The sequence below is a fragment of the Vibrio sp. 10N.261.52.C2 genome (genome assembly GCF_041471425.1).
GTDB classification, from domain to species: Bacteria; Pseudomonadota; Gammaproteobacteria; order Enterobacterales; family Vibrionaceae; genus Vibrio; species Vibrio crassostreae_C.
This window is the reverse complement of sequence record NZ_JBFROH010000030.1, coordinates 41472-54695: the sequence shown is the minus strand read 5'-3', so window position 1 is coordinate 54695 and position 13224 is coordinate 41472. Positions and strand designations below refer to the sequence as shown.

The 13224-nt window shown below is 46.7% G+C and carries 11 protein-coding genes; 10 read left to right on the top strand and 1 reads right to left on the bottom strand.

Going from position 1 to position 13224, the window contains the following annotated elements:
- Window positions 1-46 precede the first annotated feature (46 nt).
- The 8 genes from arcA (at window position 47) to AB4307_RS11775 (ending at window position 9026) form a co-directional block, all read left to right on the top strand.
- Window positions 47-1270 carry an arginine deiminase gene (gene arcA, locus AB4307_RS11810; protein WP_017062724.1) on the top strand — a complete coding sequence of 408 codons (1224 nt, stop codon included), beginning with the start codon at window positions 47-49 and terminating at the stop codon, window positions 1268-1270.
- Between the two features lie 73 nt (window positions 1271-1343).
- Window positions 1344-2255: a carbamate kinase gene (gene arcC, locus AB4307_RS11805; RefSeq protein WP_017062723.1), complete on the top strand. Its 912-nt coding sequence runs from the start codon at window positions 1344-1346 to the stop codon at window positions 2253-2255.
- 141 nt (window positions 2256-2396) lie between these two features.
- Complete coding sequence (locus AB4307_RS11800) at window positions 2397-3407, top strand: ornithine carbamoyltransferase (RefSeq protein WP_017062722.1); 1011 nt, start codon at window positions 2397-2399, stop codon at window positions 3405-3407.
- A 489-nt stretch (window positions 3408-3896) separates the two neighbouring features.
- The gene (pyrB, locus tag AB4307_RS11795; RefSeq protein WP_372128621.1) at window positions 3897-4826 is read left to right on the top strand and encodes an aspartate carbamoyltransferase; all 930 of its coding nucleotides are present in this window, start codon (window positions 3897-3899) and stop codon (window positions 4824-4826) included.
- Window positions 4827-4841: 15 nt separating this feature from the next.
- The gene (gene pyrI, locus AB4307_RS11790; protein ID WP_017062720.1) at window positions 4842-5306 is read left to right on the top strand and encodes an aspartate carbamoyltransferase regulatory subunit; all 465 of its coding nucleotides are present in this window, start codon (window positions 4842-4844) and stop codon (window positions 5304-5306) included.
- A gap of 327 nt (window positions 5307-5633) precedes the next feature.
- Window positions 5634-6122 (top strand): arginine repressor, encoded by a 489-nt coding sequence (locus AB4307_RS11785; protein ID WP_017063664.1) that lies wholly within the window; start codon window positions 5634-5636, stop codon window positions 6120-6122.
- Window positions 6123-6297: 175 nt separating this feature from the next.
- Window positions 6298-8184 carry a protein-disulfide reductase DsbD gene (locus tag AB4307_RS11780; protein WP_372128620.1) on the top strand — a complete coding sequence of 629 codons (1887 nt, stop codon included), beginning with the start codon at window positions 6298-6300 and terminating at the stop codon, window positions 8182-8184.
- A 212-nt stretch (window positions 8185-8396) separates the two neighbouring features.
- Window positions 8397-9026, top strand: a complete 630-nt coding sequence (locus AB4307_RS11775; protein ID WP_017062717.1) for a response regulator — start codon at window positions 8397-8399, stop codon at window positions 9024-9026.
- On the opposite strand, the gene AB4307_RS11770 is transcribed toward AB4307_RS11775, so the two are convergent.
- A complete protein-coding gene (locus AB4307_RS11770; RefSeq protein WP_372128619.1) occupies window positions 9023-10774 on the bottom strand; it encodes a potassium/proton antiporter in 1752 nt (583 codons plus the stop codon). The two genes, AB4307_RS11775 and AB4307_RS11770, sit on opposite strands and share 4 nt — an antisense overlap.
- Window positions 10775-11200: 426 nt before the next feature.
- Between AB4307_RS11770 and AB4307_RS11765 the strand changes: the two genes are divergently transcribed.
- Complete coding sequence (locus AB4307_RS11765; protein WP_010435433.1) at window positions 11201-11467, top strand: DUF4212 domain-containing protein; 267 nt, start codon at window positions 11201-11203, stop codon at window positions 11465-11467.
- 10 nt (window positions 11468-11477) lie between these two features.
- Entirely contained in the window at window positions 11478-13181 is a 1704-nt protein-coding gene (locus tag AB4307_RS11760) for a sodium:solute symporter family protein (protein WP_017062715.1), read from the top strand.
- The last annotated feature ends 43 nt before the right edge of the window (window positions 13182-13224 follow it).

The following is a 13224-nucleotide window of genomic DNA, read 5'->3' as shown; positions in this document are numbered from 1 at the left end:
ACTCTTAGCGATAAAAGTAATTCAAATATATAAGAGAGAGACGATCATGAGTAAGTTCTATGTAGGTTCTGAAATAGGTCAATTACGCCGCGTTCTAGTTCACCGTCCAAGACGCGCACTGACTCACCTAACACCCTCTAACTGTCACGATTTACTATTTGATGACGTACTGGCTGTTGAACGTGCTGGTAAAGAGCATGACGCATTTACTCAAACGCTGCGTGATCAAGGTGTTGAAGTTCTTCTTCTTACTGACCTACTAGCAGACACGCTAGCAGTGCCAGAAGCGAAAGATTGGCTTTTGAATCATCAAGTTTCTGATTACCGCTTAGGCAAAACCTTTGCTAACGATGTGCGCTGCTACTTGGGCGACTTACCAAACCTAGAACTAGCAAAAATCCTAACGGGTGGTCTGTCTTACGCTGAGATGCCAATGAAATCATCTTCAATGATGCAAGGCATGCACGCACCAACCGACTTCATTATCGAACCGCTACCAAACCACCTATTTACTCGTGACACATCTTGCTGGGTATACGGTGGCGTATCCATCAACCCGATGGCGAAACCTGCTCGTCAACGTGAAACCAACCACGTTCGCGCTATTTACCGCTGGCACCCAACATTTGCTGGCCAAGACTTCATTAAGTACTTCGGCGATGAAGAAAACATCAGCTACGACAACTCAACCATTGAAGGCGGTGACGTTCTTGTAATCGGTCGCGGTACGGTTCTTATCGGTATGTCTGAGCGTACAACAGCACAAGGTGTTGAGCACTTAGCATCTAGCCTATTCAAACACGGTCAAGCGAAACAAGTTATCGCAATGCAGCTACCAAAACACCGCTCTTGCATGCACTTAGACACCGTTATGACGCACATGAACGAAGATACGTTCTCTGTTTACCCGGAAGTGGTGAGTAAAGACGTACAGTGCTGGAACCTAACTGGTGATGAGTCTGGCGCAGTGAAAGTGAAAGAAGAAGGCTACTTCGTAACAGCTATCGAAAAAGCACTTGGCGTAGACAAGCTAAACCTAATCACGACCGGTGGTGACAACTTCCATGCAGAACGTGAACAGTGGAACGATGCAAACAACGTTCTAACGGTTAAACCTGGCGTTGTGATTGGCTACGAAGGCAACACCTACACCAATGAAAAATACGATAAAGCAGGCATCACAGTTCTTCCTATCCCTGGAGATGAACTTGGCCGCGGTCGCGGTGGCGCACGCTGCATGAGCTGCCCAATTGAGCGTGATGGTATCTAATCACTAAGACGAAAACGGCCAAGTTGAATGATCTTAAATAATCTCAGCTTGGCCAAAATGAGAGAACACAATTATGACTAAGCAAACTGTTGTTGTTGCACTCGGCGGTAATGCCCTACTTCGTCGCGGTGAGCCGTTAGAAGCCGATGTTCAACGCCGTAATATTGAAACAGCGGTTAAAACCATCTCTGAAATCGCGAAAGTGTACAACGTGGTTCTAGTACATGGTAATGGCCCACAAGTTGGTTTACTGGCTCTGCAAGGTTTGGAATACAAAAAAGTAAACCCGTATCCGCTAGATGTATTGGGCAGTGAGACTCAAGGCATGATCGGCTACATGCTGATGCAAGAGTTCAAGAACTATCTACCTAACCGCAACATCTCGTGCATGTTGACGCAAATGACCGTTGATCCAAACGATCCTGCATTCGCCGATCCAACGAAGCCGATTGGCCCGATCTACGAAGAAGCGGAAGCGCGTGAATTGGCGGAGAAATTCCACTGGATCGTCAAACCAGATGGCCAACACTTCCGTCGCGTTGTGCCAAGCCCACGCCCTACTGGCATTGTTGAGCACGAAGCGATCACCCAACTTATCGATGCAGGCCACCTAGTGATTTGTACTGGCGGCGGTGGCATCCCAGTGAAAAAAGAGAACGGCAAATTAGTGGGTGTTGAAGCGGTTATCGACAAAGACATGTCAGCGGCTTTCTTAGCGAAACAACTGGATGCGGATGCACTGCTTATTTTGACCGACGCGGACGCTGTTTACCTTGATTGGGGCAAACCGACTCAACACGCACTGCGCAGCACCACACCAAGTGAACTGGCGAAATTCGAATTTGATGCAGGCTCTATGGGACCAAAAATTGAAGCATCGTGCGAATTCATTCAGCAAGGCGGCAAAGTCGTCGGTATTGGTGCACTCGAAGATGGTTTGCAAATCCTGCAAGGCTTGGCAGGCACCAACATCACCAAAGATTAATCTACTCGCGAGCTTTTCAAACCTTGCGAGAAAACTGAATCGCCGTTTGAACTGAAATTAATACACAAAAATTGAATCGCGCTTTCTTGAATTTTCTTTCCCTGTAACAAGAAAGCGCCTAAATCTAAGAAGGAATACATCATGGCTTTTAACCTACGCAATCGTAACTTCCTAAAGCTACTAGATTTCACTCCACGCGAAATTCAACACTTGTTAGATCTTTCTATGGAGCTAAAAAAAGCGAAGTACAACGGTTACGAACAGCCAACACTGACTGGCAAAAACATTGCGCTTATCTTTGAGAAAACCTCAACTCGTACTCGCTGTGCATTCGAAGTAGCGGCATTCGACCAAGGCGCTCGCGTGTCTTACTTAGGCCCATCTGGCTCTCAAATTGGCCACAAAGAATCAATGAAAGATACCGCTCGCGTTCTTGGCCGTATGTACGATGGCATTGAATACCGCGGCTTCGGTCAAGAAATCGTTGAAGAGCTCGGCGCTTACGCTGGAGTTCCAGTATGGAATGGTCTGACTGACGAATTCCACCCTACACAAATTCTTGCTGACTTCCTAACCATGACGGAATACGGCCGTGGTAAACAACTGCATGAAATCAGCTTTGCTTACCTAGGTGATGCTCGCAACAACATGGGTAACTCTCTAATGGTTGGCGCTGCGAAAATGGGTATGGACATTCGCCTTGTTGCTCCAAAACAATTCTGGCCACAAGAAGAGCTACTGGCTCAATGTCGTGAAATCGCAGAGCACACAGGTGGCAAAATTACACTGACTGAAGATGTTCAAGAAGGCGTGCAAGGTTGTGACTTCCTGTACACCGACGTTTGGGTATCTATGGGCGAAGCGAAAGAAGCATGGGCTGAGCGTATCAACCTAATGATGCCTTACCAAGTGAACATGGAAATGCTGAAAGCAACGGGTAACCCACATGTGAAATTCATGCACTGTCTGCCAGCTTTCCATGGCGAAGATACCACGGTAGGCAAACAACTTGCGGCTGAATATCCACAGCTAAAAGACGGTGTGGAAGTGACTGATGAGGTAGTTGAGTCTGAATACTCTATCGTGTTCGATGAAGCTGAAAACCGCATGCACACCATCAAAGCAGTAATGGTTGCAACACTAGGCAGTTAATTACCTAAACAGCTAAGAATCGAAACAACTAAGAAGTTAAGCACTCACTTGTTCGCGAGACATTGACAAGTTAAGTGTAATGACAGGGAAATGCGGGCGGCGAACTTGGGATTTAGCCCTTGGATAAAGCCCGCATTTTTTTTCATGTACTTGAGGGCATTATCGCCCCAAAAACCCTGAGATTTTCTGTTTCAACAAGGGCTTAAATCAAAGCAAAATGTAGAGGTTATTTCGCATAAAAATCCATTAAATGAATACTTTACAGAAAGTATTGCATGCCGTTTTTATCTGAGTATAATCCTCCGCAATTTGTCTTAAGAGAGCAAAAAATGAACTGCAATTCTGTCGCACATGATTGTCAAACTACACGCCAAAGAGTGGCGGTGGTGTCATTTTTATTTTGCTCTATTGATCGTTTCGAAGCCTCCTATTTTTAGGGGGCTTTTTTTTGTCCGCAATTTGACTGTATGCATAGAAGGAAGACCCGTTATGTCGCATTCGTTATTTAACAAGCACATCATCTCCATACCTGAGCTCACTCGTAATGAACTGGAGCTTATCGTCGACACAGCAGCAAGACTCAAGGCCGAGCCAAACCCAGAGTTGCTGAAAAATAAAGTCGTTGCGAGCTGCTTCTTTGAGCCTTCAACTCGAACTCGCCTTTCATTTGAGACCGCCGTCCAGCGCCTTGGTGGCACGGTCATTGGCTTTGATAATGGCGGTAACACCTCACTGGCGAAGAAAGGCGAAACACTTGCCGATTCAGTGCAGGTTATTTCATCCTACGTCGATGCCTTTGTAATGCGTCACCCACAAGAAGGGGCAGCACGTTTAGCGTCTGAATTTTCTAACGGTGTGCCGGTAGTAAACGGCGGCGACGGTGCTAACCAGCACCCGACGCAAACCTTGCTGGACCTGTTCTCGATTTACGAAACACAAGGCACGCTCGATAACCTCAATGTGGCGTTCGTCGGCGACCTAAAATATGGCCGTACCGTGCACTCATTGACCCAAGCACTATCGAAATTCAATAACGTGCGTTTCTTCTTTATCGCGCCAGAAGTCTTAGAGATGCCAGATTACATCTGTGAAGAATTGGAAGAGATGGGCATCCAATACAGCACTCACAGCAGCATTGAAGAAGTCGTGCCGGAACTGGATGTTCTGTACATGACTCGCGTGCAGAAAGAGCGCTTTGATGCGTCGGAATACGCACACATGAAATCGGCTTACATCCTCACCGCCGATACATTGAAAGACGCTCGTCAAAACATGAAGGTACTTCACCCGCTGCCACGCGTCGACGAAATCACCACCGACGTTGATAAAACGCCACACGCTTACTACTTCGAACAAGCTGAAAACGGTGTATACGCTCGCGAAGCCCTATTGGCCCTAGTTCTTAACGACACTTTATAAGCAGGAGAAACAGTCATGGTTAAACAAACTCAGCTACAAGTAGAAGCGATCCGTAACGGCAGCGTGATTGACCACATCCCTGCTCACCTTGGTATCAAAATCCTTAAACTGTTTAAGCTACACAAGACAGAACAGCGCATCACTATGGGCTTAAACCTGCCATCATCGGCACTTGGCCATAAAGATCTAATCAAGATTGAGAACATCTTCCTGACCAAGGAACAAGCAAACCAATTGGCTCTTTATGCTCCGCAGGCAACGGTCAATCAGATTGAAGAGTATAAAGTGGTTAACAAGCTAACCCTTGTGCTGCCAGAGCAAATCCACAGTGTCTACTCTTGCCCGAATAGCAACTGTATTTCGCACGGTGAACCTGTCGAAAGCAGCTTTAAAGTGCAGCTAAAACAGGAAAACGTGCAGCTAAAATGTCACTACTGTGAAAAAGTATTCTCTCGCGAGATCATGAGTGAAATTCGCTAACCCTTAGCGCCATTATCACGGTCTCCAAAGCACCCTAATACCGATGGATATTTATGCCAAACTTGGAATAAATATCCATTCAACAAAAGAATAAAACTCCAAAATAAAAGCAATTAACTAGAATTTTATTTGGTGATCCCCTTCAAAAAGATAACTATCCTTTAGTGGTAGACTCAATGGGTAGACGATCATACATCACGCATACCTTCCCTCTTTATTTCGGGATTCATCGGTAAGCCCTATTTAACAATCGTACTCTACGGCTTTGGGAGTACGCTCGGCGCTATGGACAAGCGATAACCACATGTTGACCTTAAGGAGTTGTTCATGAACCCAATCACTGAGCACGGTTGCTTGTATTCAGCTGAAGATAAAACACTGACTGCAGCGTGCAAACGCTTACTACAACAACAAAGCTTCTCGACCCAAAATCAACTGCGAGAGAAACTCGTCGATATTGGCTATACCGGTATCAGCCAATCGACCGTATCTCGTATTTTGTCACAGCTTGGTGTTGTCAAAATTCAGAATGCTTGCGGTAAAAAGGTTTACTGCATCACGGTTGAAAGTGCACCGGTTCGTGTCGATGCATCCATCTCATCGCAAATCGAATTCATCACTCATAACCAAGCGATGGTCATCGTAAAAACTCATCCAGGTTGTGCACAACTAGTCGCAAGATTAGTTGATATCGACCCACACACTGAGATTATCGGCACCGTTGGCGGTAATGATACCGTGCTTATCATTCCAAAAGATACGATGAATATTGATGCTTGCGAACAAGTCGTAAAAGCACGCTTGGGTGTTGCTTAAATGTCCCTTTTACAAGGGCAAGTCACTCAAGTTGAATTGCAGCTCCCCGCTCGATTACCCAATAAAATCGCTATCCCGCCTTAGGGGATATTTGTTTGCCGATGAAACTAATAGCAAACTATTACGGTCTGATTGAGTTAAGATACCTTCAACTCCATTTTGATGACTAAATAGTATGCGACGACTTGCCACATTACTTTTTGTTTGTGTTTCCCTATTCACCCAGCCTGCGTGGGCGCTATTTGGGAACGACAACGCCGAGCCAAGCTTCGGAGGCAATAACAATGGTTTTGTCCCTGTAGACCAAGCTTTCCCTTTCAATTACTACCAGCAAGACGACAAAGTCCTTCTCGACTGGCAAGTAAAAGAGGGCTACTACCTCTATCAACATAGCCTCTCGTTCACTGGCCAAAATCTCGCTATCGGCAATGTTGAAATGGAAGATGGCCAACCACACCAAGATGAATTCTTCGGTGAGGTGAGCATTTATACTCAGCCGTTATTCGTGCAAGTTCCGCTACAGAGTTACCAAAATGGCTCACAGCTGATCGTTAAGTATCAAGGTTGTGCAGATGCTGGTTTCTGCTACCCACCAGAAACTCGAGTAATCGACATTGAACCGTTTACTTCGACAAGTCCTGGGGATATAAAAAGCAGTGATGTGCAAAACAGTGGTGATGCCCAAAACAGCAGTGCCTCACAAGGTTCATCTGCTGCAGCTGGTGAAGCGGACAATTCAGTACAACCCTCTTCTCCTACAGCTGACACAGCAAGTAATACCACTCAACAAACCAATGCTCCCGTTTCAAAAGAAGCAGGCTTAGCCGATAAGCTAGGTGACAGTTGGTGGACTCCATTATTATTCTTAGCACTCGGTGTTGGCTTAGCCTTTACGCCGTGTGTTCTGCCTATGTATCCGATTCTAACGGGTATCGTATTGGGTGGCGGCAAGCTCAGCCAAGGTCGTGCGCTGATGTTGTCGTTCATCTACGTGCAAGGCATGGCGTTAACCTACACCTTATTAGGTTTAGTGGTTGCTTCAGCAGGCATGCAGTTCCAAGCGGCCATGCAACACCCTTACGTACTGATCGCGCTGAGTGTTCTGTTCGTGACGTTGGCGATGTCGATGTTCGGCGTTTATAACCTACAACTTCCAAGCAGCATCCAAACTTGGCTTAACAATCAAAGTAACAAACAACAAGGTGGCAATACTTTGGGCGTGTTCGCGATGGGCGCTATCTCGGGCTTGGTGTGTTCACCTTGTACCACAGCGCCACTGTCCGGTGCGCTGCTGTATGTCGCTCAAAGTGGTGACCTATTAACGGGTGCGATTGCTCTGTATGCGTTAGCGATCGGTATGGGTATCCCACTGATCTTAGTTGCGGTATTTGGTAATAAGCTGCTGCCAAAAGCAGGCAGCTGGATGGACAAGGTGAAGATCGTATTCGGCTTTATCTTGCTGGCAGCACCTATCTTCCTGTTAGAGCGCATCATTCCTGAATTGTGGGCAACCGTGCTTTGGTCTGGCCTTGGCTTCATCGCCTTTGGTTGGCTGTACCATAGCAAGAATGCACTGCCATTCGGCGGCTGGAAGCAGAGTGCGGTAGGCATCATCGCGATGCTTGGCTTGTTTGCTTCGGCACAGCCTGCATTGAACTATTGGTTTGCGGAGAAGAGCGTAACGGTAGAACAACAGCACATCCAATTTGCACGCATCAACACGGTTGAAGAGCTAGAAATCCAGCTCATCGAAGCGAAGAAACTCGGTAAGCCTGTGATGCTCGACTTCTACGCCGATTGGTGTGTGGCGTGTAAAGAGTTCGAGAAGTACACCTTCCATCAAGCTGATGTGGAAAACAAGCTTTCTGACTTTGTACTGCTACAAGCCGATGTAACGAGAAACATGCCTCAAGACATTGAACTGCTTAAACAATTACAGGTACTTGGCTTACCGACGATTGAGTTCTGGGATGGCGAGGGTAACCATGTTCCAAATGCTCGTGTAACCGGTTTTATGCCTGCCGATGTATTCTTAAAACACATGCAAAACCACCAGCTATAACGGCAATATTCACCGGAATATCTGCCTAAACGAAAGCCGCACCGCCCCTCCGTAACGAGATGGCAGTGCGGCTTTTTTGCTATTCAGAGTAACGCTTTCTTATTCCGGGGATAAAAGTCGATATGGTTCAGACTTTTAATGCATAGATATTGTCCACATACTCAATCAGGATGATAATAAATATTAACTAAATTGTTAAAAGTATGAACGTCATGGACTCGACCTATACCATCATCATTGCTGATGACCACCCTCTCTTTCGCAACGCCCTGTTTCAGTCAGTTCATATGGCGATCAGTGGTGCGAACCTGCTTGAGGCCGATTCTCTCGATGCCTTACTGACTCTGCTAAAGAAAGAAGGCGAGCCGGATCTATTACTGCTCGATCTGAAAATGCCGGGCGCCAATGGCATGTCAGGCTTAATTCAACTGCGCGCTGAATACCCAGATCTACCGATTGTGGTGGTTTCTGCCAGTGAAGATGCCAGCGTGGTCACTCAGGTGAAGAGCCACGGTGCGTTTGGCTTTATTCCTAAGTCGAGTGATATGCGTGAGTTGGTGAGTGCACTGAATCAAGTGCTGAATGGCGACCCGTTCTTCCCTGAAGGGCTTATCACCAATAATGCAGCGTGTAGCGACCTTGCAGAAAAGATTTCCACACTGACGCCTCAGCAATACAAGGTATTAGGGATGCTTTCTGACGGCTTGCTTAACAAGCAAATCGCGTATGAATTGAATGTTTCGGAAGCGACCATCAAAGCACATATGACGGCCATCTTCCGTAAACTGGATGTGAAAAATCGTACTCAAGCGGTTATCTTGCTACAAGAAGTCCACAATTAAGCTTCACTGATATCCTCTTCTAAAGTCGTCTTAGGTAAACATAAACCCAACCTGACGACTTTATGATCATCTATCTCTGCAACCACCCAAGTGATGTCATGCCACTCAAAGCTATCACCCAATACAGAGTGTGCGCCAAGCTCTTGAGCAACCAATTGTTTTAGCGTCATTTCTCGCTCTTCTTCCGAGCCAAGTTCAATACCATAACAATCACTCACTGCCGCAACTGATAGCTCAACATCCAAGAAGAAGTCACCAAAGAATCGTGCCGCCTCTTCTGCTAGAGGCGCCTCACTGAACAACGAACTTAAGCTGTCCAAATCTTTGTCTTGACCAAGCACACATAAGATATCGTTCGCCTCTAACACGGTGCTGCCTGATGGGTGAAGCAAGGCATCCTTTCTAAACAGTGCAGTAATTCGCGTTCCTTCCGGCATAGACAAACGCTTTAGTGGTTCGCCCACACACCACTTCTCTTCTTTCAGCTTGTAGACAAATATCTCCCACTCACTAGCAGGGTAAATTTCAATGCCAGTACGAGAAATCGGTGTTGGCGTCGGTGGTAAAGTCACTTGAGCCAATCTCGCGACTTTCATCAAGCTGCCGCCTTGAACAATCAGCGACACCATAACCACGAAGAACGCGATGTTGAAGTAAAGCTGAGCATTAGGCAGGCCAGCCATCATCGGGAACACCGCCAGAATGATCGGTACCGCGCCGCGTAGACCGACCCAAGAAACAAACCAACGTTCCTTGGTGGTAAAGCTTCTGAACGGCAGCAAACCCAACCAAACCGACAGCGGACGAGCAAACAAAATCATACCGAAGGCCAGTGCCAGCGCAGGCAGAGCAATGTCCATCAACGTTGATGGCGTCACCAATAAACCCAATACCAAGAACATAACGATCTGGCTTAGCCACGTCATGCCATCAAGAACATTAAGAATCGAGTGTCGCGAGCGCGTCGGACGATTACCAATGAACAAGCCCACTAGGTAAATCGATAAAATGCCGCTGCCGCCAAGCATGTTAGAGAACGCAAACAGAGCTACGCCCCCACTGAGTACCAGAATGGAATAAAGGCCATCAGCCAATTGTACTCGATTGATTAAGCTCCATAGAACCCAGCCGCCGCCAATACCAACAAGAGTACCGATACCAAACTGCATCGCAAAACTTTGCAGTAGGAAGTTCATTTCCATCTCAGCGTCAGGGTTACCTAACAGCGCAATTAAGGTCACCGTCAGGAAGACCGCCATTGGGTCGTTAGTGCCCGATTCGATCTCTAGGGTTGAGCCAACACGCTCATTGAGACTCTGTCCTTTCAGCAAAGAGAATACCGCTGCCGCATCGGTTGAACCAACAATCGCCCCGACCAAGATGCCCTGCATTAATGACAAGTCAAACAGCCAAGCCGCCATTAATCCGGTTAAGGTTGCTGTACATGCGACACCTATCGTCGCCAGCGAGAGCGAAGGCCAGAAAGCGACCTTGAAGCTCGCCACCTTGGTTCGCATACCGCCATCCAACAGAATCACGGCAAGCGCAAGGTTACTCACCAAGTAGGTCAGTGAGTAATCATCGAAATGAATATTACCGGGTCCATCTTCACCCGCTAACATACCAACGAATAAAAAGATCAAAAGAATCGGAACGCCCAATCGTGAGGACACTTGTGAGAAAAGCACACTGATGGCGATGAGCACCGCACCAGTTAAAAATAAGTGGTTGATAGTTATTGCGTCCAATTCGTTCCCCCAAAGAATAAAACTCAAGATATAAGCATGTTGATCTTCTGCCGTTTAGCAAGGCACGGTCGGTGAAAGTGCCGTTGTTACTATAACAAACTTATGTTTCGCTTCGTGTCATAAGCAGGGCTAAATACCGTTTCTCGGTCATTTAGTTGTTAAATTTTATGACTCGCAGTCTAATTCATCCCTTTTTGTTAGACCTTTGGCTAATTTAACAACATTGTAACATCACATTTTTCTATGGTTATGTCTCCTAGCTCCCATATTTCAGTACATTAGCGCTAATACCATCCCGACTAAAGTTGCACAGATCCCTTGACTTATCCTTGCTACATTCTAAATCGTAACATTACGTTAACACGCTATTTTACAAAACGGTTTCACAAAAACAGTTTCTACGAAAACGGAATAAAGGAGAAGGCAATGGCGTTCGAATCTACGGAACATGCTCAAGCCTACTGGAAGGAAAACTTGGGAATTATGGGAACACTGCTCGCGGTCTGGTTTGCGGTGTCTTACGGCGCTGGCATCTTATTTGTGGATGCCCTCAATACCGTTCAGTTTGGCGGGTTCAAGCTAGGATTTTGGTTCGCTCAGCAAGGTTCGATATACACCTTCGTGGCGCTGATATTTATTTACGTTGTCCGCATGAATGCGCTCGACAAAAAATACAACGTACAGGAAGACTAGAGGCTAGAACATGGATATTCAAACTTGGACGTTTATTCTCGTCGGTATTACTTTCGCGGTATATATCGGCATCGCAATCTGGGCTCGTGCAGGGTCTACTAGTGAGTTCTACGTTGCTGGCGGTGGTGTACACCCAGTAGCAAACGGCATGGCGACCGCCGCTGACTGGATGTCGGCAGCATCATTCATCTCAATGGCAGGTATCATCTCATTCGTTGGTTACGACGGTGCGGTTTACCTAATGGGTTGGACAGGTGGTTATGTACTACTTGCGCTATGTTTAGCACCTTACCTACGTAAGTTCGGTCAGTTTACGGTTCCTGATTTCATCGGTGAGCGTTACTACTCGAAAACGGCACGTATGGTAGCGGTATTCTGTGCAATCTTCGTATCGTTTACGTACGTTGCAGGCCAGATGCGTGGTGTGGGCGTTGTATTCTCTCGTTTCCTAGAAGTTGATATTAACCTAGGCATCATCATTGGTATGGGTATTGTGTTCTTCTACGCAGTACTAGGTGGCATGAAAGGCATCACTTATACGCAGGTAGCTCAATTCTGTGTCCTCATTTTCGCCTTCCTTGTTCCAGCAATCTTTACCTCAATCATGATGACAGGTAACCCACTTCCACAAGTTGGTATGGGCTCTACGCTATCAGGCACAGATGTTTACCTTCTTGATAAACTGGATGGACTGACCGAAGAACTCGGATTTACCGCCTATACCGAAGGTAACAAGAGCATGGTAGATGTATTCTTCATCTGTGCGGCTCTAATGGTCGGTACTGCGGGTCTTCCACACGTAATCATTCGTTTCTTCACGGTACCAAAAGTACGTGATGCTCGTATCTCAGCGGGTTGGGCACTACTGTTCATCTCATTGCTATACACAACAGCACCAGGCGTTGCAGCATTCGCTCGTGTAAACATGATCGAAACAATCAACGGCCCTGACATGCAAGGTGTCGCTGCAGCGGACGCACCAAGCTGGTACAAAAACTGGGAAAGCACTGGCCTAGTAGGTTGGGAAGATAAGAACGGCGATGGCAAAATGTTCTACTCGGGCGATGAGCGCAACGAGATGAAGATTAACCGTGACATCATCGTACTGGCTTCTCCAGAGCTAGCGAAACTACCAAACTGGGTTGTAGCACTGCTTGCAGCCGGTGGCCTAGCAGCCGCACTATCAACAGCCGCGGGTCTACTATTGGTCATCTCAACGTCGATTTCACATGACTTGTTGAAGAAAGGCTTCAGACCAAACATGACCGACAAGCAGGAGCTGTTAGCCGCTCGTCTGGCAGCCATGGTCGCGATTGTCGGTGCCGGTTACTTAGGTATTAACCCACCAGGCTTTGTAGCACAGGTAGTAGCGTTTGCCTTCGGCTTAGCCGCAGCATCCTTCTTCCCAGCGATTATCCTAGGTATCTTCTACAAGAAGATGAACAAGGAAGGCGCAATTGCAGGTATGTTGTCAGGTATTGCCTTCACAGCAAGCTACATCATCTACTTCAAGTTCATTAACCCAGCAGCAAGCACACCTGAAAACTGGTGGTTTGGTATCAGCCCAGAAGGCATCGGTACGCTAGGTATGTGTCTAAACTTCGTAGTATCGATTGCTGTAAACAAAGTAACTGCTGAAGTACCACAAGATGTACAAGATATGGTTGAGAACATCCGTTACCCGAAAGGTGCAGGTGAAGCTCACGACCACTAAGCACGACCATTAAACAAAGATGTTTAGCAAAAAATGAATCAGT